Consider the following 24,502-nt stretch of genomic DNA (forward strand, 5'->3'; position numbering starts at 1 on the left):
ACGCCGCTCCTCAGGAATGCGCTTGAGACAATGTGTTGTTGGTTTCAGGACCGCTGACCGGTGGCTCTTTGAGCACCACACGCTTGATCGGACCGACGATGACCAGGTAGCTGAATACCGCGACCAGTGCGTTGCAACCGACGAATACCAACGCCCATTTGAACGAACCGGTGGAGCTGATGATGTAGCCGATCACGATCGGGGTGGTGATCGACGCCAGGTTACCGAAGGTGTTGAACAGGCCACCACTCAAACCGGCAATCTGTTTTGGCGAGGTATCGGATACCACGGCCCAACCCAGTGCGCCCACTCCTTTGCCGAAGAACGCCAACGCCATGAAGCCGACGACCATCCACTCAACATCGACATAGTTGCAGGCCACGATGCTGCTGGAAACCAGCAGGCCGGCAATGATCGGCGCCTTGCGGGCGAAGGTCAGGGAATGGCCTTTGCGCAGCAGGTAATCGGAAATCACCCCGCCGAGGACGCCGCCGATAAAACCGCAGATCGCTGGCAACGAGGCGATGAAACCCGCCTTGAGGATGGTCATGCCGCGCTCTTGAACCAGGTACACCGGGAACCAGGTCAGGAAGAAGTAGGTGATGCCGTTGATGCAGTATTGGCCCAGATACACGCCGAGCATCATGCGATTGGTCAGCAGTTGGCGGATGTAGTCCCACTTCGGACCGTCGGCCTTCTTGCCCTTCTGGTCCATGTCGACCATGCCGCCGTTCTCAGCGATATGTTTGAACTCGGCATCGTTGATCCGAGGGTGTTCACGCGGGCTGTAGATCACTTTCAGCCAGACCAGCGAGAAGATGATGCCCAGGATACCCATGACAATGAACACGTGTTCCCAGCCGAAGGAGTAGACGATCCAGCCCATCAGCGGAGCGAACAGCACAGTGGCGAAGTATTGCGCCGAGTTGAAGATCGCCGAAGCGGTACCGCGTTCAGCCGTCGGGAACCACGCCGCAACAATGCGTGCGTTGCCAGGGAAGGATGGCGCTTCGGCCAGGCCCACCAGGAAGCGCAGCATGAACAGCGCAACCACCGCCGTGGACATGCCGAACTCACCGACGAAGCCTTGCAGCACGGTGAACAGCGACCAGGTGAAGATGCTCAGTGCGTAGATTTTTTTCGAGCCGAAACGGTCCAGCAACCAGCCACCGGGAATTTGCCCGGCCACGTAGGCCCAACCGAATGCGGAGAAGATATAGCCGAGGGTAATGGCGTCGATGCCGAGGTCTTTTTGCAGGCTGGAGCCCGCAATAGCGATGGTAGCCCGGTCGGCGTAGTTGATCGTGGTCACCAGGAAAAGCATGAGCAGGATCAAATAGCGGACGTGAGTCGGCTTTTGGGTCGATTGCATGTAGATGTACTCCCACAAATTATTTTTATGCGCGGGTGAATCTTCTTTGGTCTGCCTTTTGTGGGAGCGGGCTTGCCAGTGATGGCATCACTGCGGTGTAACTGAAAAACCGCGGTGGTTGCATCGCCAGCAAGCCGGCTCCTACAAGGTATTGCGTGGATCAGGAACCGATGTAGCTGGTCTTCACGACCGTGTAGAACTCTTGCGCATAGCGGCCTTGCTCACGTGAGCCATAGGATGAACCTTTACGGCCACCGAACGGAACGTGGTAATCGACGCCGGCGGTCGGCAGGTTGACCATCACCATTCCGGCCTGGGAGTGGCGCTTGAAGTGGTTGGCGTACTTCAGGGATGTGGTGGCGATGCCCGCCGACAAACCGAATTCGGTGTCGTTAGCCATGGCCAGCGCAGCGTCGTAATCGGCAACCCGCACGATGTTGGCCACCGGACCGAAGATTTCTTCGCGGCTGATGCGCATCGACGCTTCGCTGTCGGCAAACAGCGTTGGCGCGAGGAAGTAGCCCTCGGTGTCGCAGGTCACCAGACCACCGCCGCTGACCAGGCGCGCACCTTCGGACTGGCCGATGTCGATGTACTTCATGTCCTGTTCAAGTTGAGCCTGGGAAACCACAGGACCAATGTCAGTACCGGATTTCAACGCGTGGCCGACCTTGATCGACTTCATGCGCTCGGCCATGGCTTCAACGAACTTGTCGTGGATGCCGGCGGTGACGATGAAGCGGCTCGATGCGGTGCAGCGCTGGCCGGTGGAGTAGAACGCGCTCTGTACCGACAGCTCGACCGCTTGCTTGAGGTCGGCGTCATCAAGAATGATCTGCGGGTTCTTGCCGCCCATTTCCAGCTGGACCTTGGCCTGACGCGACACGCAACTGACGGCGATCTGGCGACCAACACCGACGGAACCGGTGAAGCTGATGCCGTCGACTTTCGGGCTATGAACCAGCGCATCGCCAACCACACGACCGCTGCCCATCACCAGGTTGAACACACCGGCCGGGAAGCCCGCGCGGGAGATGATCTCGGCCAGGGCCCAGGCGCAACCCGGTACCAGGTCAGCCGGTTTGAGCACGACGCAGTTGCCGTAGGCCAGGGCCGGGGCGATTTTCCACGACGGGATGGCAATCGGGAAGTTCCACGGCGTGATCAGACCGACCACGCCCAGTGCTTCGCGGGTGACTTCAACGTTGACACCCGGACGCACCGACGGCAGGTAGTCGCCGGACAGGCGCAGGCATTCACCGGCGAAAAACTTGAAGATATTGCCGGCGCGGGTCACTTCGCCAATGGCTTCGGGCAGGGTCTTGCCCTCCTCCCGGGCCAGCAGGGTACCGAGTTCTTCGCGACGGGCGAGGATTTCGGTGCCGACTTTATCCAGGGAATCGTGACGCGCCTGAATGCCGGAAGTGGACCAGGCCGGGAATGCGGCACGGGCAGCATCGATGGCGGCGTTGACCTGAGCCAGATCGGCCTTGGCATAGTCGCCGATGTTATCGGTCAGTTCGGAAGGGTTGATGTTGGCCGAGTAATCGCCGCCGGCAACCCATTCGCCATTGATGTAGTTATCGAAACGCTTTGCATCTGCCACTTTGATATCTCCTCACGCAAAAGGCCGCTGATCGCTCAGCGGCCTTACTAAATCGGATGTATTACTGCGCACCCTGCTTGTCGATCAGCGCGGCAAGCATTTCGTACTCTTCACCGGTCAGGTCGGTCAGTGGTGCACGCACGGGACCGGCGTCATAGCCGGCAATTTTTGCCCCGGCCTTGACGATGCTCACGGCGTAACCGGCTTTGCGGTTACGGATATCCAGGTACGGCAGGAAGAAGTCGTCGATGATCTTGCCAACGGTGGCGTGATCTTCACGGGCGATCGCGTGGTAGAAGTCCATCGCGGTTTTCGGGATGAAGTTGAACACCGCCGAGGAGTAGACCGGCACGCCCAGCGCCTTGTAGGCAGCGGCGTAGACTTCAGCGGTCGGCAGACCACCCAGGTAGCTGAAACGATCACCGAGGCGGCGACGGATCGACACCATCAACTCGATATCGCCCAGGCCATCCTTGTAGCCGATGAGGTTCGGGCAGCGCTCGGCCAGACGTTCCAGCAGCGGCGCGTTCAGGCGGCAGACGTTACGGTTGTAGACCACAACGCCGATGTTGACCGATTTGCACACAGCTTCAACGTGGGCGGCAACGCCGTCCTGGCTGGCTTCGGTCAGGTAGTGCGGCAGCAGCAACAGGCCTTTGGCGCCCAGACGCTCGGCTTCCTGTGCGTACTCGATGGCTTGACGGGTCGAACCGCCCACGCCGGCCAGGATTGGCACACTGGTGGCGCAAGTGTCGACGGCAGTCTTGATGATTTCCGAATATTCACTGGCCGCCAGAGAGAAAAACTCACCGGTGCCGCCCGCGGCAAACAATGCCGAGGCGCCGTATGGGGCCAGCCATTCCAGACGTTTGATGTAGCCAGCGCGATTGAAGTCGCCCTGTGCATTGAAATCGGTAACCGGGAAAGACAGCAGACCGGAAGAGAGGATGGACTTCAGTTCTTGTGGATTCATTATTCGAACACCCTGGGTTGCGACGTTTGTGTGATGAGAAAACCGTTCAGCCTTCGCCGAAGTTGTAGGTCATCGTACAACTTAAAAAATAACCGTCAACTGCATTTCATCGCTGGGGGTGAAAATTGTTCGACAGGATGGTGCGTCAGCTCAGGTTTCAGGGGGCTGATTACGAACGAAAAATGAGGCGGACGTGTGGCTGCAAGGTAATTGCCAGCGTTACGTTGTCGGAGGAGTGAGCGACGAAGAGGCGGGCTGGAAGGTCTGTGAAATGCCTACTGGCCCTTTTGCGAGCAGGCTCGCTCCCACATTGGTTCGGCTGTGGAGACAAATCTCATGAACAGCCGAATTCAAATGGGGGAGCGAGCCTGCTCGCGATAGCGGTCCATCAGAAAAAATCGCTCGAAGACAAAAATTATCCGCGCTGCGCCTCAGCCTCTTCATGGGCATGGCGCAACCGCTCGCGGCTGTTGGTCAGGTGCAGGCGCATGGCTGCGCGGGCTGCATCGGAATCCTGACGAGCGATGGCGTCGTAGATTTCTTCGTGCTCGCGGCTCAGGCGATTCATGTAGTGCTGCTGATCGTCATGGGCCAGCCGCGCAGAATTGAGGCGGGTGCGCGGAATGATGCTGGTGCCCAGGTGGGTCATGATGTCGGTGAAGTAGCGGTTGCCGGTCGACAGTGCAATCTGCAAGTGGAACTGAAAGTCGGAAGCCACGGCATCACTGGCATGGGAAACGCTTTCGTTCAGCGCATCCAGCGCCGCACGCATCAACGCCAACTGCTCGGGGCTGCGACGCTGCGCCGCGAGCCCGGCGGACTCCACTTCGAGGCTGATACGCAGTTCCAGAATGGCCAGCACGTCACGCAAGGTGACCACGGTTGCCGGATCGATGCGGAAACCGCTGGGGCTCGGGGTGTCGAGCACGAAGGTGCCGATGCCGTGACGGGTTTCCACCTGCCCCGCCGCCTGCAAACGGGAGATCGCTTCGCGCACCACCGTGCGGCTGACGCCATGGGCATCCATGATCGCCGACTCGGTGGGCAACTTGTCGCCACGCTTGAGGTGGCCGTCGCGGATCTGCTCGGACAGCACCGTCACCAGTTCCTGAGCGAGGCTGCGGCGCTTGCGAGGTAGGCGTGGTGCGTCGTTCGGGTTTTCCATGGTCGACATTTGTCTCGAAAAATTCGGCTGCTGAAACCGCATCATAGCGCAACGCGGTTGTACGATCACCACCCCCTACCTGAGCATTTATGCAGTCACGCCCTGGTCCACCAAATGGCCGTTCTCGATCCGCACATGCCGAGGATGGAAGCGTTTGAGACTGCTGCGATGGCCGACGCTGACAATGCTCAGCCCCGGCAACTCATCGATCAGCGCCTGATACAGCGACGCCTCATCCTCTTCATCCATCGCCGAAGTCGCTTCATCCATATACAGCCATTGCGGTGCATACAGCAGCGCGCGGGCAAAGGCCAGGCGTTGCTGCTCACCCGGCGACAGCATGCGCTGCCAGTGATTGGCCTCGTCGAGGCGTGCCACCAGGTGCGGCAAACGGCAGGTTTCCAGAACGTGCGCGTAGCGCTCGTTCTGATAGGTTTCGCCAGCCTGTGGATAACTCAACGCCTCACGCAGCGTGCCGATTGGCAGGTACGGTTTTTGCGGCAGGAACAGGTACCGCGCAGCCGGCAGTCGAATGCTGCCGTGACCCGCCGGCCACAGGTGCCCCATCGCCCGCAGCAAGGTCGACTTGCCGCTGCCGGAACGGCCGCTGAGCATCACGCGCTCGCCCTGTTCCACGGTCATGTCGGCGTTCGCCAGCAAGTGTCGACCGTCGGCGAGATCCAGGCCCAGGTTGTGCATCTTCAAGGCTGAGCCCGTGTTCTGCACGTCAATGGCTGGTGCGCGTCCCTCATTGTCCGTCATGGCCTGGCGGAAGCTGAGCAGACGATCGCACGTGGCGCGCCATGACGCGAGGCTCTGGTAGGCGCTGATAAACCAGCTGAAACTTTCCTGCACGTTGCCGAACGCCGAACTGATTTGCATCAGTTCGCCGAGCTCGATCTTGCCCGAGAGGTAACGCGGCGAAGCAACGATGAACGGGAAAATAATGGCAGCCTGGCTGTAACCGGCCGTAAAAAAAGTCAGGCGCTTGGACACCTTCATGATGTCCCAGAAATTATGCCAGACCATCCCGAAGCGGCTGCTCAAGCGACGATTTTCGTTCGGCTCGCCGTTGTACAACGCAATACTTTCGGCATTCTCGCGAATCCGCACCATGGAGAAACGCAGGTCGGCTTCAAAACGTTGTTGCTGGTTGTTCAGACCGATCAATCGACGACCAATCAAATGCGTCAACCAGCTGCCGACCACCGCGTAAACCAACACACACCAGAACATGTAGCCGGGAATGGTAATACCGAACACTTCGATACTGCCCGAGACGCCCCACAGAATGATCGAAAACGACACCAGGCTGACGATATTGCGCAGCAGCCCGATACCCAGTTCAAGGGTGTTGGAGGTGAAGTTGTTGAGGTCTTCGGAAATCCGCTGGTCCGGGTTATCGGTGTAACCGCCCTGCTCCAGCTTGTAGTAATTCTTGTCGTTGAGCCAACGCGCGAAATGCTTTTCGGTGAGCCAGGCCCGCCAGCGAATCGTCAACATCTGGGTCAGGTAGAGGCGGTACACGGCGCCGATAATCGCCACCGCCGCAATTGCGCAGAAGTACAGAATCAAGCGCCAGAAGGCGGCTTCGTCTTTCTGTTGCAGCGCGTTGTAGAAATCCTTGTACCAAGTGTTGAACCACACCGAGATGCCCACGCTGATCAGCGACAGCGCAATCACCGCGATCAACAGCGTCCAGGCCTTGCCCTTCTCTTCACTCTGCCAGTAAGGCGTGATCATCGCCCACACTTTGCGAAAAAACTGTCCGCGCACAGCATCGTTGACCGCGGAGTACTCAGCGTTCTGATTCATGGATAAGGCTCAATAAAGAAAAGTACACGCACGAACCGATCATAGATGATCGGTTCGGTTTGTCGCGAGGCGCGGCCGGCATTCGTTCAGCGCAGGTTCAGCGGCGAACGGGACGCTTCTGCAGTTTGCGCTGCAGCGTGCGGCGGTGCATGCCCAGGGCACGGGCCGTGGCGGAGATGTTGCCTTCGTGCTCGGTCAACACGCGCTGAATGTGTTCCCACTGCAAGCGGTCCACGGACATCGGGTTTTCCGGCACCAGGCTGTCGAGGTCGGCGTGTTCGGACAGCAGCGCGGCCAGCACGTCATCGGCATCGGCCGGTTTGCACAGGTAGTTGCAGGCGCCGCGCTTGATCGCTTCGACAGCGGTGGCAATGCTCGAATAACCGGTGAGGATCACCACGCGCATTTCCGGGTCCATCTCCAGCAACTTGGGCAGTAACACCAGGCCCGAATCGCCGTCCATTTTCAAGTCCAGTGCGGCGTAATCCGGCAGGTCAGCCTTGGCCAGCTCCAGGCCTTCCTCGGCCGAACCTGCCGTGCTGACGCGAAAACCACGGCGAGCCATGGCGCGAGCCATGACGCGGGTGAAGGTAGCGTCGTCATCGACCAGCAGCAAATGCGGCAGTTCTTCGCCTTCGACTTGGGGTTCGTCACTCATGTTCGTCTCCTCGGGCGACACGGGGCAGGCGCAGCTCGGTCAGCGTGCCACCTTCCTCATGACTGTAGAGTTTCACTGAGCCGCCCGCGCGTGTCACGCTGGCCTTGCTCAAAAACAGGCCCAGGCCGAAGCCTTTGCCCTTGGTGGTAAAAAATGGTTTACCGATCTGTTCGGCGATAGCCAATGGTACGCCTGCGCCGTGATCGCGGATGCTGATGGTCAGGTTTTCGGTGTCCCAGTCGAGCGTCACCTGCAAGCCCTCGGGGCAGGCATCGGCGGCGTTGTTCAGCAAATTCAGCAGCGCCTGGGTCAGGTCCGGCGGCGGCGCCATGCGCGGCACCGTGCCCTGACCGAGGCGCTGGAAGCGGTAACTGGCTTCCGGGCGCATCAGGTGCCAGCGATTGAGCGCTTCATCGAGCCAATCGGTGACGTCCTGCATCTCCACGGCCAAGCGCCGATTGGCCTCGGCGGCGCGCACCAGTTGCTGCAGGGTTTCTTTGCACAGCTTGACCTGATCCTGCAGCACGCTCAGGTCGTCTTGCAACATCGGATCGTGATGGTCCTGGCGCATTTCCTTGAGCAGCACGCTCATGGTCGCCAACGGCGTACCCAGCTCATGGGCGGCGCCCGCAGCCTGGGTGGCGACGGCCAACAACTGCTGGTCGCGCAGACCTTCTTCACGACGGATGGCGCGCAATTCTTCCTGCCGGCGCAACTCTTCGGCCATGCGTGCGGCGAAGAAGGTGATCACTGCCGCCGCCAGGGCGAAACTCAGCCACATTCCGTAGACCTGCAGGTTCTCCCGGGCGATGGGGAATGTTTGCAGCGGATAGAAACGTGCCAGCAGCAAGGTGTACATCGTCAGCGCGATGCCCGACAGGATCACCGAATAGCGCCACGGCAACGTCACCGCGGCGATGGTCAAGGGCACCAGGTAATAAGAAACAAAGGGGTTGGTCGAGCCGCCGGAGAAATACAGCAAGGCGCTGTGGATAAACAGGTCGCAGGCCAGTTGTACAGCGTACTCAAGCTCGGTGACGGGCCACGAAGTGCGCAGGCGAATAGCCGTAAACGCACACAGCAGCATCGAGCAAACGAGGGTCGCGGCCAGTTGAAACCAGGGCAGCGGCAGCAATTCGAACCAGTAGGCCAGGCCCACGGAACCGGCCTGGGCGGCCAGCACCAAAGTCCGGATGAACGTCAGCCGCCAGAGATTCTGGCGAGTGGCGGAAGTGATTTGAACGGGGGCGAGCATGAGCTCTCCTGATGAGCGCTCCAGGCGGATCGCTGGGAGTATAACCAAGCCACGCCTTCAGGGGCGAAAGTGCGGCAAACGACCACATGCCGAATCTGATAACGCTGTTGTGGCGAGTGAGCTTGCTCCCGCTGGACTGCGTAGCAGACGCGCTCCATCGCACCGTGTAAAACAGGGAGAGCCTGCCATCCGATTTTGCGACTGCTTCGCCGCCGAACAGGAGCAAGCTCCCCTCGCCACAGGTTTCTCATGGATCTGTATAGAAGTTGTAACTGTGCGAACCGGACCCTAGGCGTTAGAGTCTGATGGATTTCATGCAGGTCCGGAACACCCGCCTGCGTCCCACCTTAGGAGCTTTCATGCACACATTCCGCCGCAGCGCCGCCCTCCTTGCCCTGAGCGTTGGCACCCTCGCCAGCCTCCCGACCCTGGCGGCCGACGAGCTTCATTACAATCAGATTTCCCTGCGCGCCGAAGTCAGCCAGGAAGTGGCTCGCGACCTGATGATCGTGACCCTCTACACCGAAGAACAAAACACCGACCCGGCCAAGCTCGCCGCCGACGTCAGCACCACCATGAACAAGGCGCTGGCCCAGGCCAAGCAGGTCAAGGACATCACCCTGCGCCAGGGCAGCCGCAACAGCTACCCGATCTACGACACCAAAGGCCAGAAGATCACCGGCTGGCGTGAACGCGCCGAGCTGCGCCTGGAAAGCACCGATTTCGCCGCGCTGTCGACGCTGACCGGCGAACTGCTCACCGACCTGAAGATGGGCGGCATGGACTTCGCCATCGCCACACCAACGCGCAAGGCCAGTGAAGACACCCTGCTCAAGGAAGCAGTCACCGCCTTCAAGGCGCGAGCGCAATTGGCGACCGATGCGCTGGGTGGCAAGGGCTACAAAATCGTCAACCTGAACCTCAACAGCAACGGCTACCCGCAACCGTACATGCGCGGGCCGATGATGATGAAAGCCGCCAGCATGGACGGCGCGGCTCCGGTGACGCCTGAAGTCGAGGCCGGTACCAGCCAGGTCAGCATGACGGCCGACGGTTCGATTGAAGTGCTGATGCCTTGAATCGATAACCTCTGAACCAAAAAACGGCGATCACCAAAATGATCGCCGTTTTTTTATCTCCTTGCAGGAGCAGCCGAAGGCGCAGGCGGCGTTCGGATGATCTTGTGGTGTTGATCCATGCTCTCAATACCCTTCAGTGCCCGGCAAAAAAATCGCAGGCCCCCGGTGGCTCCTGAAATGAAAGTTGCACTTGGTACAACTTGACCCACACCAGAGCAACGATAACCACTCCCATTTACCCCTGCACACCCCTTGAAGACGGGGTATGAATAGGTAACACCTCGCCCCACCCACGAGCGCCCCTCACTTTTCACGCACCAAAAAAGCGCACAAATTGCACCGCAAAAATGCCGCGCAAACGGTCAAATGCGTCAACTTTTATACATATGCGACATTAAGGTACGTCCGTGCCACTGTTTAAGACCTGTAGCCGCTCAAGATCTTGCATTGGGTATGCCCCCTGCATAAGTATCCGCAGGCACGACTCACGAGGTCGTCCTCAAAATTAAAAAATGACAACAAATCATGAGGCCACCATGCTTAAACAAGCGGTCATTCCGTTTTTATTAGGTGCCAGCTTGCTAGCTAGCGCACCGTTCGCCCAAGCTGCGACCAATCTGGTGTTCTGCTCCGAAGGGAGCCCGGCCGGTTTCGATCCAGGTCAATACACCACCGGAACCGACTTCGACGCCTCAGCCGAAACCATGTTCAACCGTCTGACTCAGTTCGAGCGTGGCGGCACCGCTGTCATTCCTGGTCTGGCAACCAGCTGGGACGTCTCCGATGACGGCCTGACGTACACCTTCCACCTGCGCGAAGGCGTCAAGTTCCACACCACGCCTTACTTCAAGCCGACCCGTGAGTTCAACGCCGACGACGTGCTGTTCACCTTTAATCGCATGATTAACAAGGATGACCCGTTCCGCAAAGCGTACCCGACCGAATTCCCGTACTTCACCGACATGGGGATGGACACCAACATCACCAAGATCGATAAAGTCGACGACAAGACCGTCAAGTTCACCCTCAAAGATGTAGACGCCGCGTTCATCCAGAACATGGCCATGAGCTTCGCCTCGATCCAGTCCGCCGAGTACGCTGCCCAGCTGCTCAAGGAAGGCAAGGCCGCCGACATCAACCAGAAGCCGGTCGGCACGGGTCCGTTCGTATTCAAGAGCTACCAGAAAGACTCCAACATCCGTTACACCGGCAACAAGGACTACTGGAAGCCGGATGACGTGAAGATCGACAACCTGATCTTCGCCATCACCACAGACCCGTCGGTTCGTATCCAGAAGCTGAAGAAGAACGAGTGCCAGGTGACCCTGTTCCCTCGTCCGGCCGACCTGAAAGCGCTGCGTGAAGACAAATCCCTCAAGCTGCCTGACCAGGCTGGTTTCAACCTGGGTTACATCGCCTACAACGTGATGGACAAGGTCAAGGGCAGCAACGAGCCAAACCCGTTGGCCCAACTGAAAGTGCGTCAGGCACTGGACATGGCGGTCAACAAGCAACAGATCATCGACTCGGTGTACCAGGGCGCTGGCCAGCTGGCCGTCAATGCCATGCCACCTACCCAATGGTCCTACGACACCACCATCAAAGATGCCCCGTACAACCCTGAGAAAGCCAAAGAGCTGCTCAAGGAAGCGGGCGTCAAAGAAGGCACCGAGATCGTTCTGTGGGCGATGCCGGTACAGCGTCCCTACAACCCGAACGCCAAGCTGATGGCAGAAATGCTGCAGTCCGACTGGGCGAAGGTCGGCCTCAAGGTCAAGATCCAGAGCTACGAGTGGGGCGAGTACATCAAGCGCTCCAAAGGTGGCGAGAACCAGGCCATGCTGATTGGCTGGAGCGGTGACAATGGTGATCCGGACAACTGGCTGAATGTGCTGTTCGGCTGCGACTCGCTGGAAGGCAACAACTTCTCCAAGTGGTGCGACAAGAAGTTTGACGACATCGTCAAACAAGCCAAGCGTACTTCGGACCAAGGCAAGCGCACCGAGCTGTACAAACAGGCGCAACACGTCCTCAAAGACGCGGTGCCAATGACACCTATCGCTCACTCGACGGTGTTCCAACCCATGCGCGCCAATGTGCAGGACTTCAAGATCAGCCCGTTTGGCTTGAACTCCTTCTACGGCGTCAGCGTCAGCAAATAAGATCGGGTAACGGCGACGTTTCTGACGTCGCCGTTACTTTATCGACCGAGAATGCAGGAATTCGCCTACACCCAATTCGCCAGCTGACTACAGCCTAGCGCCAGGATGCGTCGACTTTTCCTACCAGTCTTTCAGGATTTACGCGTTTACTGCCGAACCCACGGACCCTACCGTCGGGATTCGACCAGCTCACGCGTGGGCCATCGGTTTGTTTGCCGCACGTCATGGTTTGAAAACAGTGGAGCCTTCACGTCTACGCACGGACGCAGGCTCATTGCCACAACACTGAACAAGAGGGAGCGCCATGCGCCATACCTTGGTTTTATCTGCATTGCTGGGCACCGGCCTGTTGGCCGCCACGTCCATGAGCCACGCTGCCAACAACAGCCTGGTGTTCTGCTCCGAAGGCAGCCCCGCCGGCTTCGATACGGCGCAGTACACGACTGCGACTGACAACGACGCCGCCGAGCCGCTGTACAATCGACTGGCAGAGTTTGAAAAAGGCTCGACCAATGTCGTACCGGGTCTGGCCACGAGCTGGGATATTTCCGAGGACGGCCTCAAGTACACTTTTCACCTGCGCCCCGGGGTGAAATTTCACACGACCAAATACTTCACCCCAACCCGTGATTTCAATGCCGACGACGTGCTGTTCACGTTCAATCGCATGCTCGACCCGCAACAGCCATTCCGTAAGGCTTACCCGACAGAGTTTCCGTACTTCAACGGGATGAGCCTGAACAAGAACATTGCCAAGGTCGAAAAGACCGGGCCCCTGACCGTGGTCATGACGCTCAACAGCGTCGACGCCGCGTTCATCCAGAACATCGCCATGAGCTTCGCCGCCATCCTCTCCGCCGAGTACGCCGACCAGTTGTTGGCCGAGGGCAAGCCGAGCGACATCAACCAGAAGCCGATCGGCACCGGGCCGTTCGTGTTCAAGAGCTACCAGAAAGACTCGAACATCCGTTACACCGGCAACAAGCAGTACTGGGCGCCTGAGCGGGTCAAACTCGACAATCTGATTTTCGCCATCAACACCGACGCTTCGGTGCGGGTGCAGAAACTCAAGGCCGACGAGTGTCAGATCACCCTGCATCCGCGCCCTGCCGATGTCACCGCGCTGAAGAACGACCCGAAACTGCAACTGATCGAGAAGCCCGGATTCAACCTCGGCTACATCGCCTACAACGTGCGCCACAAGCCGTTCGACCAGCTCGAAGTGCGGCAGGCGCTGGACATGGCGGTGAACAAGCAAGGCATTCTCAACGCTGTATATCAGGGCGCGGGTCAACTGGCGGTCAATGCCATGCCACCGACTCAGTGGTCCTACGACGACACCATCAAGGACGCCGCCTACAACCCGGAAAAAGCCAAGGAATTGCTCAAGGCTGCCGGCGTCAAGGAAGGCACCGAGATCACCCTGTGGGCCATGCCTGTCCAGCGTCCGTACAACCCCAACGCCAAGTTGATGGCTGAAATGCTCCAGGCTGACTGGGCGAAAATCGGTCTCAAGGTCAAGATCGTCAGCTATGAATGGGGCGAGTACATCAAGCGCACCAAAAATGGCGAGCACGACGTCAGCCTGATCGGCTGGACCGGTGACAATGGTGACCCGGACAACTGGCTCGGCACGCTGTACAGCTGCGACGCCATCGGCGGAAACAACTATTCCATGTGGTGTGATCCGGCTTACGACAAGCTGATCAAGCAGGCCAAAGTCGTAACCGACCGCGACCAGCGCACCGTGCTCTACAAACAGGCGCAGCAGTACCTCAAGCAGCAGGTACCGATCACGCCAGTCGCCCACTCGACGGTCAACCAGCCGTTGAGCGCCAAAATCGAAGGGTTCAAGGTCAGCCCCTTCGGTCGTAACGTGTTCTCGGGTGTCAGCATCGAAAAATAAAACCGTGTAGCTAGAACGCTGGGGGCGCATTGCGCCCTCACGCAAGCGTATTGCCGTAATTCGCCCACAGGGCCTGCAGCAAACGTTTGCGATGCGTGATTGAGTTCCAAACCAATAGCCGGATCACCCAAAAAAGACCGGCATAAAAAAAGAAAGTAAGGAGCTTCACCCATGAAACTGAGCAGCACCGCAATATTGGCCTTGGCCATCAGCAGCGTAACCGCCACGGCTTACGCTGAAACCCAGAGCCAGGCGTTCACCCCGGTTACCGTTAACGAAAAAAGCGCCCAGGCTGAAGCCACCGGTTTCCTCGAAGGCCAGTCGATCACCGGCACCACTCGCAACTGGTACGCCAACGAGTATTTCAAGCGTGGCGGCGTAGTGCGTTACAACAAAAACGACGCATTGCAGACAACTGATCGTCGTATCAACTGGGTTCAAGGCACCATTATCAAGTACAACTCGGGCTTCACCGAGGGCACTGTCGGTGTCAGCACTGAAGTGGCAGCTTACAACGCCATCGCACTGGACCGGGACCGTAAAGATCTGGCATCCGGCTTTGGCGGCGCACCTGGCGATCGCGAAAGGGCTGGCAACAACCGGACCCTGACCGAAGAAGGTGGCGACGCGGTTGGTCAGTGGAGCAAACTGGGTCTAGCCAACGTCAAGGCTCGTGTTTCCAACACCACCCTGACCGCCGGTCGTCAGAACTTCAGCAGCCCGATGGTCGACGTCATCGGCAACCGTGCACTGCCTTCGAGCTTCCAGGGTGTGGCAATCCACAGCGAAGAGCTGAACAACCTGCAATTCGACCTGGCCACCTTCGACCGCAACTCTCCGCGTACCGAACAAAGCCAGCGTAAATTCCGCACCGAATACGCCAACGGCATCGTTGAAACCGATCACGTCTACACCGGCGGTATCACCTACACCCCGTTCGCCAGCCTGACCACCAGCCTCTGGGCCACCCAGGCTGAAGATATCTGGAACCAGTACTACTTCGGCGCCACCCACGTACTGGGCGACAGCCAGGTCCTGAGCCTGACCACCGGCCTGAACTACTACAAAACCCAGGAAGAAGGTAAGGCGCTGATCGGCGATATCGACAACGACACTTACTCCCTGTCGTTCGGCCTGACTCACCAGGCTCACAGCCTGACCTTCTCCTACCAGGAAGTGAACGGTAACGAGTACTTCGACTACCTGCACGAAACCAACGGTATCTACCTGGCCAACTCCCTGCTGTCGGACTTCAACGGCCCGAACGAGAAATCCTTCCAGGTGGCCTACGGCCTCAACATGGCTGAGTACGGCGTACCCGGCCTGAAGTTCAACATCTACCAGGCTCGCGGCTGGGGTATCGACGGTACCCACTACACCGGCAACAAAGGTGTGATCGACAAGGGCTACGACGGTATCCAGGCGCAAGACGGTGAACATCATTACGAATACGGCATCGGTGCGACCTACGCCGTACAAAGCGGCCCGCTCAAGGCCACTACTCTGCGTGCGACCTACACCGCTCACCGCGCCAGCGAAAACCAGGCCGATGGCAGCCTCAACGAGTTCCGTCTCGTGACGACCATCCCGTTCAACATTCTGTAATGCACCTGCCCGACGGCCGATTCGTTTGTCGAGTCGGCCGTCGGGCTTTTGTCCTTTAACCGATTGCAGAGGGCTCTTGATGAAAATGCTTCCCCTACGTGCGGCCATCGCGGCCGCCTTGCTGAGTGTCGCGGTGGGCGTATCGGCCAAGCCGCTGGTGGTTTGCACCGAAGCCAGCCCCGAAGGCTTCGACATGGTCCAGTACACGACTGCAGTCACCGCCGATGCGGTCGCTGAAACCATCTTCAATCGCCTGGCGGATTTCAAGCCCGGTACCACCGATGTGATTCCGGCGCTGGCCGAATCCTGGGACATCAGCGAAGACGGATTGAGCTACACCTTCCACCTGCGCAAAGGCGTCAAATTCCACACCACCGAATACTTCAAACCCACCCGCGACATGAATGCCGACGACGTGGTCTGGAGCTTCCAGCGCCAGCTGGACCCAAACCACCCATGGCACAAACTGTCGAGTGTGGGCTTCCCGTACTTTGAAAGCATGGGCTTCAAAGAACTGCTCAAGAGCGTCGAGAAAGTTGACGACAACACGGTCAAGTTCACCCTGACCCGCCGCGAAGCGCCGTTCCTGGCCGACATCGCGATGGCGTTCTCGTCGATCTACTCCGCTGAATACGCCGATCAGCTACTCAAGGCCAACAAGACCGGCGACCTGAACAGCAAGCCAATCGGCACCGGTCCGTTTATCTTCCAGCGCTACAACAAGGACGCCCAGGTGCGCTTCAAGGCCAACCCGGACTACTTCCGTGGCAAGGCCCCGGCCGATTCGCTGATTCTAGCCATCGCCACCGACAACAACGTGCGCCTGCAGAAGCTCAAGGCCAACGAGTGCCAGGTCGCGCTGTATCCGAAACCGGACGACATCCCGAGCATCAAGAAAGACGATAAGCTGAAGGTCGATGAGCTGAACGCGATGACCGTTTCGTACGTCGCCATGAACACCACCCACAAGTACTTGAGCGACGTGCGGGTACGCAAAGCCATCGACATCGCCTTCGACAAAGAGGCCTACGTCAACGCCCTGTTCGGCAAAGGCAACGCTACCGTAGCGGTCAACCCGTTCCCGGACACCCTGCTGGGCTACAACCACAGCCTGAAAAACCCGGTTCGTGATCTGGACAAGGCCCGCGCCCTGCTCAAGGAAGCTGGCGTACCGGAAGGCACCACCTTCACCCTGTTCACCCGTAACGGTGGCGGTCCGACCAACCCGAACCCGATGCTCGGCGCGCAGATGATGCAGGCTGACCTGGCCAAGGTCGGGATCAAGATCGACATCCGCGTGATGGAATGGGGCGAAATGCTCAAACGTGCGAAAAACGGTGAGCACGACATGGTTTCCGCAGGATGGGCGGGCGATAACGGCGACCCGGATAACTTCCTGACGCCTATGCTCAGTTGCGAAGCGGCCAAGAACGGCGAAAACTATGCACGCTGGTGCAATGACAAGTTCCAGGCCCTGATCGATCAGGCCCGGGAAAAAACCGACCCGGCCGAGCGTGCAGCACTGTACGAACAGGCTCAGGTTATTTTTAACCAGGACCAGCCATGGATCAGCATGGCACACACTAGAATGTTCACCGCAATGCGCAACAACGTAGAGGGCTACCACATAAGCCCCCTCACCACGAATAACTTCGCCACCACCCAGGTGAAGTAAATAAGAAAACTCCCGGTGTCCCTGACCCCAGGGACACCAGGCACGCCTAACCGGCTGATGAGGTACACCACACGATGTTTAGTTTTATTGCCCGCCGACTGGGGTTACTGATCCCCACGTTCTTCGGCATCACCTTGCTGACTTTCGCGTTGATACGCATGATCCCTGGCGACCCCGTGGAAGTCATGATGGGAGAACGCAGGGTCGACCCCGAAATGCACGCTCAGGCAATGGAACGCCTAGGTCTGAACAAACCCCTGTATGCCCAGTACCTGGATTACATCGGCAAACTGGCCCACGGCGATCTCGGGGAATCCCTGCGTACCCGTGAAAGCGTCTGGACCGAGTTCACCTCCCTCTTCCCAGCGACCCTGGAACTGTCCATGGCCGCACTGTTGTTCGCCGGCATCCTGGGCCTCCTGGCCGGGGTGATTGCGGCACTCAAGCGAGGATCGCTGTTCGACCACGGGGTGATGGGCATCTCCCTCGCGGGTTACTCGATGCCGATCTTCTGGTGGGGCCTGATCCTGATCATGTTCTTCTCGGTGTCCCTGGGCTGGACCCCGGTGTCCGGGCGGATCGACCTGCTCTACGACATCGAGCCGCGTACCGGCTTCATGCTGATCGATACATTGCTGGCCGATGACGTCGGCGCGTTCTTCGATGCGCTGCATCACCTGATCCTGCCGGCCATCGTGCTCGGCACCATCCCGCTGGCGGTGATCGCGCGGATGACCCGTTCGTCGATGCTCGAAGTGCTGCGTGAAGACTACATCCGTACCGCCCGCGCCAAAGGCCTGTCGCCATCGCGCGTGGTGTTCGTCCACGGCCTGCGTAACGCGCTGATCCCGGTACTGACCGTGGTCGGCCTGCAAGTCGGCACCCTGCTGGCCGGCGCGGTCCTGACCGAAACCATCTTCTCCTGGCCGGGCATCGGCAAATGGCTGATCGAAGCCATTGGCGCCCGGGACTACCCGGTTGTGCAAAACGGCATCCTGTTAATCGCCTGCCTGGTGATTCTGGTCAACTTCGTAGTGGACATCCTCTACGGCTTTGCCAACCCACGCATCCGTCATCAGCGCTGAGGTCAATACCCATGAGCACTCCAACATCCTCAGTAGCCAACGCCGCGTCCGCCGTGGATCAAAGCCTGCTGTATCCGTCGCCGTACAAAGAATTCTGGCAAGCGTTCTCCAGGAACAAGGGCGCCGTCGCCGGCCTGATGTTCATGCTGCTGGTGATTTTCTGCGCCATCTTCGCCCCGTGGGTTGCCCCCCACGACCCGAGCGAGCAGTACCGTGATTTCCTGCTGACCCCGCCAGCCTGGCTGGAAGGCGGGCAGATCCAGTTCCTGCTCGGTACCGATGAACTGGGTCGCGACCTGCTGTCGCGCCTGATCCAGGGTTCGCGCCTGTCGCTGCTGATCGGTTTGTCGTCGGTCGTCATGTCGTTGATCCCGGGGATTCTGCTGGGCCTGTTCGCCGGTTTCTTCCCGAAAGCGGTCGGCCCGACCATCATGCGTCTGATGGACATCATGCTGGCTCTGCCATCCCTGCTGCTGGCCGTGGCGATCGTCGCCATCCTCGGCCCTGGCCTGATCAACACCGTGATCGCCATCGCCGTGGTTTCCCTGCCGTCCTACGTTCGTCTGACCCGCGCCGCGGTGATGGGCGAACTGAACCGCGACTACGTGACCGCCGCGCGCCTGGCCGGTGCGGGCCTTCCACGCCTGATGTTCGTGACCGTGCTGCCGAACTGCATGGCACCCCTGATCGTTCAGGCGACCCTGAGCTTCTCTTCGGCGATTCTCGATGCCGCCGCACTGGGCTTCCTTGGCCTTGGCGTACAACCGCCAACCCCTGAGTGGGGCACCATGCTGGCCTCGGCCCGCGACTACATCGAACGTGCCTGGTGGGTCGTCAGTCTGCCTGGTTTGACCATTTTGCTCAGCGTGCTGGCAATCAACTTGATGGGTGACGGCCTGCGCGATGCGCTGGACCCGAAACTCAAGAACGCCGCCTGAGGAGATTCCAATGTCACTGCTAGAAATCAAGAATCTCAACGTTCGCTTCGGCGACAAGAACGCAACGCCCGTGGTCGATGGCCTCGACCTGAAAGTGGACGAAGGCGAAGTGCTGGCCATCGTTGGCGAGTCGGGGTCGGGTAAATCCGTGACCATGATGGCGCTGATGGGTCTGATCGAGCATCCCGGCATCGTCACCGCCGACTCGCTCAGCTTTGATGGCAAGGACATGCTCAAGCTCAGCAACCGTCAGCGTCGGCAAATCGTCGGCAAAGACCTGTCGATGGTGTTCCAGGACCCGATGACTGCGCTGAACCCGAGCTACACCGTGGGTTTTCAGATCGAAGAAGTGCTGCGCCTGCACCTGAAAATGTCCGGCAAGGCCGCGCGCAAACGCGCCATCGAACTGCTGGAAAAAGTTGAAATCCCGGGTGCGGCCAGCCGTATGGATGCCTACCCGCATCAACTGTCCGGCGGCATGAGTCAGCGTGTGGCCATTGCCATGGCGATTGCCGGCGAGCCGAAACTGCTGATCGCCGACGAACCGACCACGGCACTCGACGTAACGATTCAGGCGCAGATCATGGACCTGCTGCTGGCGTTGCAGAAAGAGCAGAACATGGGCCTGGTGCTGATCACCCACGACCTCGCGGTCGTGGCTGAAACCGCCCAGCGTGTGTGCGTGATGTACGCCGGCCAAGCCGTAGAAGTCGGCCAGGTGCCGCAACTGTTCGACATCCCGGCGCACCCGTACAGCGAAGCGCTGCTCAAGGCCATTCCGGAGCACAGCCTGGGGGCCTCGCGCCTGTCGACCCTGCCGGGCATCGTCCCCGGTCGCTATGACCGTCCGCAAGGTTGCCTGCTGTCGCCGCGCTGCCCGTATGTGCAGGACAACTGCCGCTCCCAGCGTCCGGCCCTTGACCCGAAAAGCAACAGCCTCGCCCGCTGCTTCTACCCGCTGAACCAGGAGGTGGCGTAATGGCCGTCGTACTTACCGCCCGCGACCTGACCCGTCACTACGAAGTGTCCCGTGGCATGTTCAAGGGGCACGCCACCGTTCGCGCCCTCAACGGGGTGTCGTTCGAGCTGGAAGCCGGCAAGACCCTCGCCGTCGTAGGCGAATCGGGTTGCGGCAAATCCACCCTGGCCCGCGCCCTGACCCTGATCGAAGAGCCGTCCTCGGGCTCCTTGAAAATCGCCGGCCAGGAAGTCGCCGGCGCCGACAAGGCCCAGCGCAAGCAATTGCGCAAAGACGTGCAGATGGTGTTCCAGAGCCCATACGCGTCGTTGAACCCGCGGCAGAAAATCGGTGATCAGCTGGCCGAGCCACTGCTGATCAACACCAACCTGTCGGCCACCGAACGTCGCGAGAAAGTCCAGGCGATGATGAAGCAGGTGGGCTTGCGTCCTGAGCACTACCAGCGTTATCCGCACATGTTCTCCGGCGGTCAGCGCCAGCGTATCGCCCTAGCCCGCGCCATGATGCTGCAACCGAAAGTGCTGGTGGCGGACGAACCGACCTCGGCGCTGGACGTATCGATCCAGGCTCAGGTACTGAACCTGTTCATGGATTTGCAGCAGGAGTTCAACACCGCCTACGTGTTCATCTCCCACAACCTGGCGGTGGTGCGGCATGTGGCTGACCATGTGATGGTGATGTACCTCGGCCGTCCGGTGGAAATGGGGCCAAAGGAGGACATCTACACCCGTCCTCTGCACCCTTACACCCAGGCGCTGTTGTCGGCGACGCCGACCATCCACCCGGATCCGGACAAACCGAAGATCAAGATCGTCGGCGAACTGCCCAACCCGCTGAACCCGCCGCCTGGCTGCGCTTTCCACAAGCGCTGCCCGTATGCCACTGAGCGCTGCAGCACCGAAGAGCCGGCCCTGCGCCTGCTCGACAGCCGCCAAGTGGCTTGCCACTACGCCGAGCAGTTCGTGCACGGCGCGGCATAAAAATGTGGGAGCCAGCCTGCTGGCGATAGCGGTATACCGGTCAACATTTCTGTTTACCGGCACACCGCAATCGCTAGCAGGCTAGCTCCCACAGGGGTTGTGTTGATCGAACCCCTTCCACTTCAAGTGGAAGGGGTTTTATTTTGTCTGCGATTTAGGTCTGGCTGTCGCCTTCGTCGGCGTCATCGGAGTCCGGCTCGTCGGTGGTCGAGGCATCGTCACCCTCAGCCCCACCCTGGCCTTTGTCGCCCGGCTCGGCTTCAGACTTGGCGAGCATCAGCTCACCGTTTGCCCCCTGCCCACTCGAGGCCTGGGTCTCGTGTTCTTCGCACTCAGCCCAGACCGCCGGGCTGCCGAGCGCCAGCATCACCAATACCTTCATCATCAATAAAATGCGTAGCAATCTGTTCATGAGCGAATCCATCCTGTCGAAGAGTGCCTGTCTGGCGCCGATTGAAATCTAGTTCCGATCAGCAGGGTTCTCCAGATAGGACGTTAATGATGAGAGGGAAATGCAATGGATGTAGAGACTGGTTTTGAATAAGCGTTATGCCGAAAAGATCAAAAAAAAAGCGAAGCCCGAAAGCTTCGCTTTTTCCCTGCCTGAACACCTAATGCTTAATGATGCTCACGCGTCGCACGGAATTTCACGTCCGGCCAGCGCTCTTCCATCAGCGCCAGGTTGACCCGCGTAGGCGCGAGGTAGGTCAGGTGACCGCCGCCGTCCAGTGCCAGGTTTTCCACGGCCTTGTTGGAGAATTCTTCAAGCTTCTTCTTGTCACTGCACTCGACCCAACGCGCCGAGTACACGGTGATCGGCTCGTAGGAGCACTCGACCTTGTATTCCTCTTTCAAACGGCTGGCGACCACGTCGAACTGCAGCACACCGACGGCACCGAGGATGATGTCGTTGCTGCGTTCCGGGAAGAACACCTGGGTCGCGCCTTCTTCGGCCAGTTGCTGCAGGCCCTGGCGCAGTTGCTTGGATTTCAGCGGGTCTTTCAGGCGTACGCGGCGGAACAGTTCCGGAGCGAAGTGCGGGATACCGGTAAAGCCCAGGACTTCACCTTCGCTGAAGGTGTCGCCGATCTGGATGGTGCCGTGGTTGTGCAAACCGATGATGTCGCCGGCGTAGGCTTCTTCCAGTTGCTCACGTTCGGAGGAGAAGAACGTCAGCGCGTCGCCGATCCGCACGTCTTTGCCGGTACGCACGTGGCGCATCTTCATGCCCTTTTCGTACTTGCCGGAGCAAATGCGCATGAAGGCGATGCGGTCACGGTGTTTCGGGTCCATGTTCGCCTGGATCTTGAAGATGAAGCCCGAGAACTTCTCTTCGATCGGCTCCACGGTGCGCTCGTTGGCCACACGTGCCATCGGACGCGGCGCCCAGTCGACCACGGCGTCGAGTACATGGTCGACACCGAAGTTACCCAGCGCCGTACCGAAGAACACCGGGGTCAGCTGACCGTCGAGGAACTCCTGCTGGTTGAACTCATGGCAGGCACCCTGCACCAGCTCCAACTGCTCGATGAAGCGCTCGTACTCGTCACCCAGGTGGGCGCGGGCTTCATCGGAGTCGAGTTTCTCGATGATCTTGGTTTCGGTGCGCTCGTGACCGTGACCGGCGGTGTAGACGATGATGTAGTCGTCGGCGAGGTGGTACACGCCCTTGAAGTCGCGGTAGCAGCCGATCGGCCAGGTGATCGGCGCCGCCTTGATCTTCAGGACCGCTTCGATTTCGTCGAGCAGTTCGATCGGGTCGCGGATGTCACGGTCGAGTTTGTTGATGAAGCTGACGATCGGCGTGTCACGCAGACGGCAGACGTCCATCAGCGCGATGGTCCGTGGCTCTACACCTTTACCGCCGTCGAGCACCATCAACGCCGAGTCCACCGCCGTCAGCGTGCGATAGGTATCTTCGGAGAAGTCTTCGTGGCCCGGGGTGTCGAGCAGGTTGATCATGTGCTCGCGATACGGGAACTGCATGACCGACGTGGTAATGGAAATACCCCGCTGCTTTTCCATTTCCATCCAGTCGGAGGTGGCATGGCGGTCGGATTTACGAGATTTCACCGTGCCGGCCACCGCAATCGCCTTGCCCATCAGCAAGAGCTTTTCGGTGATGGTGGTTTTACCGGCATCGGGGTGGGAAATAATGGCGAAAGTGCGGCGTTTCGCGACTTCGGCGGCCTGTTTGGTCATGGGAAATCGCCTGGCAGGTGATTCAAAAAAGGGCGCAGATTATAGCCCAAGTTGATCCAAGAACCGAACCGTTGAGCACATTCGGGGTGGCCAAATGCTGCCGCAGATGGGAACCTTTTAAAGCACGGAGACGTCCACTCCCCCGTAACGACCACTCGTCGGGGGCCTGAAACACCCGCTATTCGGCCTGACGAGGCTGTGCTCATGGCTCGATTGCAGGCCGTTTTACCGGCGTGTGCGAGCTGCTTCTCGCGAACATCTGATCCCGGCAGCCAGGCATGGCATGCCACACGGGACTGCGTTCGCCGACTGAAAAAAAGGAGTCCGCCTGTGGCTATCCACTATGGCAAAGGGCTGATAGGAGGCGCGCTGGTAATCGCTCTTCTGGCCCTGCTGATCAACTGGATCGGCATCAACACGATCGAACACTACCGCGACGATTTATTGTTTTACCTGCAAGCTCATTTGATTCTCGTCCTCGCGTCCATGCTGGCCGCCCTTGTCGTGGGTATTCCTGCCGGCATCTTCCTCAGCCGCCCGACCATGGTCGGCCGCGCCGAACGCTTCATGCAGATCTTCAATATCGGTAACACCGTGCCTCCGCTGGCCGTGCTCGCGATTGCCCTGGGCATCCTCGGCATCGGCAGTGGCCCGGCGATCTTCGCTTTGTTCCTCGCTTCGTTGCTGCCCATCGTGCGCAACACCTACGAAGGCCTGAAAAACGTGCAGGGCTCGCTGAAAGAGGCGGCCGTCGGCATCGGCATGACTCCGCGCCAAGTGCTGTGGAAAGTCGAACTGCCCAACGCCGTGCCGATCATCGTCGGTGGTGTGCGCGTGGCGCTGGCGATCAACGTCGGGACCGCGCCGCTGGCATTCCTGATTGGCGCCAACAGTCTTGGCAGCCTGATCTTCCCCGGCATCGCCCTGAACAATCAGCCGCAATTGCTGCTCGGCGCCGCGTGCACCGCGCTGCTGGCCTTGCTGCTCGATGGCGTGGTCACCCTCGCCAGCCGTCTCTGGCTGGAACGCGGTTTGCGCCCGTCTTAA

The 24,502-nt window shown here is 59.4% G+C and carries 19 protein-coding genes; 10 read left to right on the plus strand and 9 right to left on the minus strand.

The window, feature by feature from the left end; genetic code table 11:
• Nucleotides 1-10: 10 nt before the first annotated feature.
• From BVK86_RS17680 to BVK86_RS17710, 7 genes are all read right to left on the minus strand, one after another.
• Nucleotides 11-1,372, minus strand: coding sequence for an MFS transporter (locus BVK86_RS17680; protein WP_075947639.1), 1,362 nt, complete (start codon nucleotides 1,370-1,372; stop codon nucleotides 11-13).
• A 160-nt stretch (nucleotides 1,373-1,532) separates the two neighbouring features.
• On the minus strand, nucleotides 1,533-2,978 hold the full coding sequence (locus tag BVK86_RS17685) for an aldehyde dehydrogenase family protein (RefSeq protein ID WP_075947640.1): 1,446 nt from the start codon (nucleotides 2,976-2,978) through the stop codon (nucleotides 1,533-1,535).
• Nucleotides 2,979-3,039: 61 nt separating this feature from the next.
• The gene (gene kdgD / locus BVK86_RS17690; RefSeq protein WP_020796617.1) at nucleotides 3,040-3,951 is read right to left on the minus strand and encodes a 5-dehydro-4-deoxyglucarate dehydratase; all 912 of its coding nucleotides are present in this window, start codon (nucleotides 3,949-3,951) and stop codon (nucleotides 3,040-3,042) included.
• A 415-nt stretch (nucleotides 3,952-4,366) separates the two neighbouring features.
• The gene (locus BVK86_RS17695) at nucleotides 4,367-5,116 is read right to left on the minus strand and encodes a FadR/GntR family transcriptional regulator (protein WP_175581354.1); all 750 of its coding nucleotides are present in this window, start codon (nucleotides 5,114-5,116) and stop codon (nucleotides 4,367-4,369) included.
• Nucleotides 5,117-5,203: 87 nt separating this feature from the next.
• Nucleotides 5,204-6,931 (minus strand): ABC transporter ATP-binding protein/permease, encoded by a 1,728-nt coding sequence (locus BVK86_RS17700; RefSeq protein ID WP_075947642.1) that lies wholly within the window; start codon nucleotides 6,929-6,931, stop codon nucleotides 5,204-5,206.
• Between the two features lie 97 nt (nucleotides 6,932-7,028).
• Nucleotides 7,029-7,589, minus strand: coding sequence for a response regulator transcription factor (locus tag BVK86_RS17705; protein ID WP_075947643.1), 561 nt, complete (start codon nucleotides 7,587-7,589; stop codon nucleotides 7,029-7,031).
• Nucleotides 7,582-8,844 (minus strand): ATP-binding protein, encoded by a 1,263-nt coding sequence (locus BVK86_RS17710; protein ID WP_075947644.1) that lies wholly within the window; start codon nucleotides 8,842-8,844, stop codon nucleotides 7,582-7,584. Before BVK86_RS17710 ends, BVK86_RS17705 begins: the two co-directional genes overlap by 8 nt.
• A 359-nt stretch (nucleotides 8,845-9,203) precedes the next feature.
• Between BVK86_RS17710 and BVK86_RS17715 the strand changes: the two genes are divergently transcribed.
• From BVK86_RS17715 to BVK86_RS17755, 9 genes are all read left to right on the plus strand, one after another.
• Nucleotides 9,204-9,923, plus strand: coding sequence for an SIMPL domain-containing protein (locus BVK86_RS17715; protein WP_075947645.1), 720 nt, complete (start codon nucleotides 9,204-9,206; stop codon nucleotides 9,921-9,923).
• A 536-nt stretch (nucleotides 9,924-10,459) separates the two neighbouring features.
• The gene (locus BVK86_RS17720; protein WP_075947646.1) at nucleotides 10,460-12,085 is read left to right on the plus strand and encodes an ABC transporter substrate-binding protein; all 1,626 of its coding nucleotides are present in this window, start codon (nucleotides 10,460-10,462) and stop codon (nucleotides 12,083-12,085) included.
• 304 nt (nucleotides 12,086-12,389) lie between these two features.
• A complete protein-coding gene (locus tag BVK86_RS17725; protein WP_075947647.1) occupies nucleotides 12,390-13,991 on the plus strand; it encodes an ABC transporter substrate-binding protein in 1,602 nt (533 codons plus the stop codon).
• Between the two features lie 171 nt (nucleotides 13,992-14,162).
• The gene (locus BVK86_RS17730) at nucleotides 14,163-15,596 is read left to right on the plus strand and encodes an OprD family porin (protein ID WP_075947648.1); all 1,434 of its coding nucleotides are present in this window, start codon (nucleotides 14,163-14,165) and stop codon (nucleotides 15,594-15,596) included.
• A gap of 79 nt (nucleotides 15,597-15,675) precedes the next feature.
• A complete protein-coding gene (locus tag BVK86_RS17735) occupies nucleotides 15,676-17,271 on the plus strand; it encodes an ABC transporter substrate-binding protein (protein ID WP_075947649.1) in 1,596 nt (531 codons plus the stop codon).
• A 74-nt stretch (nucleotides 17,272-17,345) separates the two neighbouring features.
• Nucleotides 17,346-18,356, plus strand: coding sequence for an ABC transporter permease subunit (locus BVK86_RS17740; protein WP_075947650.1), 1,011 nt, complete (start codon nucleotides 17,346-17,348; stop codon nucleotides 18,354-18,356).
• 11 nt (nucleotides 18,357-18,367) lie between these two features.
• Nucleotides 18,368-19,294 carry an ABC transporter permease subunit gene (locus tag BVK86_RS17745; RefSeq protein ID WP_075947651.1) on the plus strand — a complete coding sequence of 309 codons (927 nt, stop codon included), beginning with the start codon at nucleotides 18,368-18,370 and terminating at the stop codon, nucleotides 19,292-19,294.
• A 10-nt stretch (nucleotides 19,295-19,304) separates the two neighbouring features.
• The gene (locus tag BVK86_RS17750) at nucleotides 19,305-20,273 is read left to right on the plus strand and encodes an ABC transporter ATP-binding protein (protein WP_075947652.1); all 969 of its coding nucleotides are present in this window, start codon (nucleotides 19,305-19,307) and stop codon (nucleotides 20,271-20,273) included.
• Nucleotides 20,273-21,253: a peptide ABC transporter ATP-binding protein gene (locus BVK86_RS17755; protein WP_075947653.1), complete on the plus strand. Its 981-nt coding sequence runs from the start codon at nucleotides 20,273-20,275 to the stop codon at nucleotides 21,251-21,253. Before BVK86_RS17750 ends, BVK86_RS17755 begins: the two co-directional genes overlap by 1 nt.
• Nucleotides 21,254-21,407: 154 nt before the next feature.
• On the opposite strand, the gene BVK86_RS17760 is transcribed toward BVK86_RS17755, so the two are convergent.
• Nucleotides 21,408-21,665 carry a hypothetical protein gene (locus tag BVK86_RS17760; RefSeq protein ID WP_075947654.1) on the minus strand — a complete coding sequence of 86 codons (258 nt, stop codon included), beginning with the start codon at nucleotides 21,663-21,665 and terminating at the stop codon, nucleotides 21,408-21,410.
• Between the two features lie 206 nt (nucleotides 21,666-21,871).
• Nucleotides 21,872-23,455 carry a peptide chain release factor 3 gene (locus BVK86_RS17765; protein ID WP_075947655.1) on the minus strand — a complete coding sequence of 528 codons (1,584 nt, stop codon included), beginning with the start codon at nucleotides 23,453-23,455 and terminating at the stop codon, nucleotides 21,872-21,874.
• 330 nt (nucleotides 23,456-23,785) lie between these two features.
• Here BVK86_RS17765 and BVK86_RS17770 point away from each other — a divergent pair, with 330 nt between their 5' ends.
• Complete coding sequence (locus BVK86_RS17770; protein ID WP_075947656.1) at nucleotides 23,786-24,502, plus strand: ABC transporter permease; 717 nt, start codon at nucleotides 23,786-23,788, stop codon at nucleotides 24,500-24,502.

Source organism: Pseudomonas reinekei (assembly GCF_001945365.1).
Taxonomy (GTDB): domain Bacteria; phylum Pseudomonadota; class Gammaproteobacteria; order Pseudomonadales; family Pseudomonadaceae; genus Aquipseudomonas; species Aquipseudomonas reinekei.

Bases quoted from the DNA above. Each gene is read 5' to 3' on its own strand.
- BVK86_RS17680 (WP_075947639.1), bottom strand. From the start codon at position 1,372: ATGCAATCGACCCAAAAGCCGACTCACGTCCGCTATTTGATCCTGCTC.
- kdgD (WP_020796617.1), bottom strand. From the start codon at position 3,951: ATGAATCCACAAGAACTGAAGTCCATCCTCTCTTCCGGTCTGCTGTCT.
- BVK86_RS17695 (WP_175581354.1), bottom strand. From the start codon at position 5,116: ATGGAAAACCCGAACGACGCACCACGCCTACCTCGCAAGCGCCGCAGC.
- BVK86_RS17700 (WP_075947642.1), bottom strand. From the start codon at position 6,931: ATGAATCAGAACGCTGAGTACTCCGCGGTCAACGATGCTGTGCGCGGA.
- BVK86_RS17705 (WP_075947643.1), bottom strand. From the start codon at position 7,589: ATGAGTGACGAACCCCAAGTCGAAGGCGAAGAACTGCCGCATTTGCTG.
- BVK86_RS17710 (WP_075947644.1), bottom strand. From the start codon at position 8,844: ATGCTCGCCCCCGTTCAAATCACTTCCGCCACTCGCCAGAATCTCTGG.
- BVK86_RS17715 (WP_075947645.1), top strand. From the start codon at position 9,204: ATGCACACATTCCGCCGCAGCGCCGCCCTCCTTGCCCTGAGCGTTGGC.
- BVK86_RS17720 (WP_075947646.1), top strand. From the start codon at position 10,460: ATGCTTAAACAAGCGGTCATTCCGTTTTTATTAGGTGCCAGCTTGCTA.
- BVK86_RS17725 (WP_075947647.1), top strand. From the start codon at position 12,390: ATGCGCCATACCTTGGTTTTATCTGCATTGCTGGGCACCGGCCTGTTG.
- BVK86_RS17730 (WP_075947648.1), top strand. From the start codon at position 14,163: ATGAAACTGAGCAGCACCGCAATATTGGCCTTGGCCATCAGCAGCGTA.
- BVK86_RS17735 (WP_075947649.1), top strand. From the start codon at position 15,676: ATGAAAATGCTTCCCCTACGTGCGGCCATCGCGGCCGCCTTGCTGAGT.
- BVK86_RS17740 (WP_075947650.1), top strand. From the start codon at position 17,346: ATGTTTAGTTTTATTGCCCGCCGACTGGGGTTACTGATCCCCACGTTC.
- BVK86_RS17745 (WP_075947651.1), top strand. From the start codon at position 18,368: ATGAGCACTCCAACATCCTCAGTAGCCAACGCCGCGTCCGCCGTGGAT.
- BVK86_RS17750 (WP_075947652.1), top strand. From the start codon at position 19,305: ATGTCACTGCTAGAAATCAAGAATCTCAACGTTCGCTTCGGCGACAAG.
- BVK86_RS17755 (WP_075947653.1), top strand. From the start codon at position 20,273: ATGGCCGTCGTACTTACCGCCCGCGACCTGACCCGTCACTACGAAGTG.
- BVK86_RS17760 (WP_075947654.1), bottom strand. From the start codon at position 21,665: ATGAACAGATTGCTACGCATTTTATTGATGATGAAGGTATTGGTGATG.
- BVK86_RS17765 (WP_075947655.1), bottom strand. From the start codon at position 23,455: ATGACCAAACAGGCCGCCGAAGTCGCGAAACGCCGCACTTTCGCCATT.